This window comes from Affinundibacterium seohonense (assembly GCF_014284305.1).
Taxonomy (GTDB): Bacteria; Pseudomonadota; Gammaproteobacteria; order Burkholderiales; family Burkholderiaceae_D; genus Undibacterium; species Undibacterium seohonense.
The window spans coordinates 1-2,478 of sequence record NZ_JACOFW010000058.1 but is presented as its reverse complement, the minus strand read 5'-3'; the positions used below and the strand labels follow the sequence as shown (position 1 = coordinate 2,478).

The 2,478-nt window shown below is 47.8% G+C and carries 2 protein-coding genes; both read left to right on the top strand.

The genetic code is table 11. The features are described from left to right. Positions 1-118: 118 nt before the first annotated feature. A complete protein-coding gene (locus tag H8K52_RS20510) occupies positions 119-964 on the top strand; it encodes a tyrosine-type recombinase/integrase (RefSeq protein WP_186924772.1) in 846 nt (281 codons plus the stop codon). Positions 965-980: 16 nt separating this feature from the next. Then, positions 981-2,156 (top strand): IS91 family transposase, encoded by a 1,176-nt coding sequence (locus tag H8K52_RS20505; RefSeq protein WP_246464731.1) that lies wholly within the window; start codon positions 981-983, stop codon positions 2,154-2,156. Positions 2,157-2,478 lie beyond the last annotated feature (322 nt).

The following is a 2,478-nucleotide window of genomic DNA, read 5'->3' as shown; positions in this document are numbered from 1 at the left end:
AAGTTGAACTAAACCGCTACGCGGTGGGCTGTTCCTCAACGAATTATCACTAGTAAAAAGTGTATGGTTTTCTACTCTGAAGCTGGGAATGTCCCCGGTTTTGGTAAAGGAAATCATCATGAGTTCATTGCGTCAGCGTTTTCAGAATGACATGGTCTTGCGTGGTTTGGCTGAACGTACTCAAGTTGCCTATGTTGATGCAGTTGCAGCGATTGCGAAGTACTACCATCGATCCCCCGAGCTCATCTCACCTGAAGAAATCAAGCAGTATTTGCTGCATTTAATTAACGACAAACATCGCTCTACGTCCACCACCAACCAAGCTGGTTGTGCCTTGCGATTTTTGTTTCGTTTTACATTGAACCAACCTGATATTTGCATCGAAATACCACTACGCAAACCACCAGAACGCTTGCCTGAATTGCTGTCGCGAGAAGAAGTGGAAAGCATCATCGCCGCCTGTTCGAATCCACGTCATCGCACCATATTGACGACGATTTATGCAACGGGCTTACGCGTTTCTGAGCTGTGCCAGCTCAAAGTCAGTGATGTCGATAGCAAACGGATGATGCTACGCATTGGTAACGGCAAAGGCGGTAAAGATCGTTATGCTTTGCTATCCCCGAAATTGTTGGACACACTGCGCATCTATTGGCATGCATTTCGTCCTCAAATTTGGTTGTTTCCGAACAAGGCGGGAGATGGTCCTATTACCGACAACCAAGTGCAGCGCTATTTTTATTCAGCCAAGCAACGTGCCAACATTCATAAACAAGGTGGTATCCATAGCTTGCGACATGCCTTTGCCACGCACTTACTCGATAGCGGTGTCGATCTGCATAGCATCAGTCGTTTGATGGGGCACAATCATCTTAGTACTACTGCGCGCTATCTCCATCTACAACAGCAAGTAGTGAAGACCGATTCTCCGCTCGATTTACTATCGAATTTGTCGAAGCTGTAAGTTCATACGACTTTGTATGCTCACGCATGCACATTTGGAGTTAGCAGATATCCTGCGTCAACAAGAGAAGGCAGGATTGGAGCAATACGGCCTTAATCTTAGTCAACGTAAGGTCTGGCGCGCTATCACAGCTTGTCGTACTGCGGCATTAGGCGGTCATATCGAGCGCTGCGATCAATGCCGAATGACACGGCATATTTATCATTCCTGCCGGAATCGTCATTGTCCCAAATGTCAAAGTCGCACCAAAGACCAATGGCTCGCCGCACGTCAACGTGAATGCCTTAACGTTCCCTACACGCATTTGGTGTTCACGATTCCACATGCATTAAACGGCTTGGCAGCAAGTCACTTCCGCCTGATCACCGACATCCTGTTTAGTGCCAGCGCAGAGACGTTGTTAGCCTTTGCTGCCAATCCGCGTTGGCTCGGTGGGGTGCCTGCGATCACTTTGGTTTTACACACATGGACGCAGACACTGCAACGCCATTTGCACATACACGCCTTAATGCCAAACGGCGCACTTGACGAAGATGGACAATGGAAACAAAGTCGCCGAGGATTTCTGTTTCCCGTCAAAGCACTTTCTAAGGTGTTTCGCGAGAAGTTCATCGATGCGCTTAAATTGGCAAGAATAGATGGCCGTATTTCCAAGGAAAGGATGGATGACACAGCGTCGAAGCAGCTCTTACTTGAACTGAGACAGCATGATTGGGTGGTGTACGCCAAAGCCCCTTTGGGTGGCCCACAACAGGTACTCGATTATTTATCGAGGTACACGCATCGTGTTGGTATTTCCAATGAGCGACTGCTTTCATTTCACGATGGTCAAGTGAGATTTAAAGTACGCGACAACGCCCATGCCGGTAAGAAACGTATTGAGCAATTATCGACAAACGAATTCACTCGACGCTTCCTACAGCATGTCTTACCGACCGGATTTAAACGTATCCGTCATTACGGCGTACTCGCCAATTGCCACAAAAGAGAGAAGCTAGCGCAATGTCGACTGGCACTGCAGATGCCGCAGCCCCAGCCAGCTATCATCGAAAGCGTGCAAGCGTTTATGTTGCGTGTAAATCAGATCGATGTGTTGTGTTGCCCGCACTGTGGTCATGGAACGATGCAGGTGATCGACATAATTGTAGCGGTCAAGAATCGACCAGTATTAACGACAGGGCCACCACCATGATTAAATCGCGGTGCCCAATTGTTGAGATTCAGAATAGGTTCTTTTGCGAACTGCGGACTAGTTCGTGCCCAAGCCGAAAACCACAGGTAAAACACTTCCACACGGAAAGACAAAAATCATCGTCGATCGTCCGACCACAACAAGCTCACCACAAGTTAAAGAAATCCCTTGCTAATCTACTAGCAATCAAGCGATCAATTCGCATACAATCCCCTTAATCAATCGACTCACAGTCGGTTCAGTCCAACAAGGTTTATCCGCCGCAATGATCGCGGATTCTTATTTTTGCGTTTCCGGTGCGGCGGATAAACGCTATTCGTTA

Excerpts from the sequence above, each read along its gene's own strand:
- H8K52_RS20510 (WP_186924772.1), top strand. The coding sequence starts at position 119 with ATGAGTTCATTGCGTCAGCGTTTTCAGAATGACATGGTCTTGCGTGGT.
- H8K52_RS20505 (WP_246464731.1), top strand. The coding sequence starts at position 981 with ATGCTCACGCATGCACATTTGGAGTTAGCAGATATCCTGCGTCAACAA.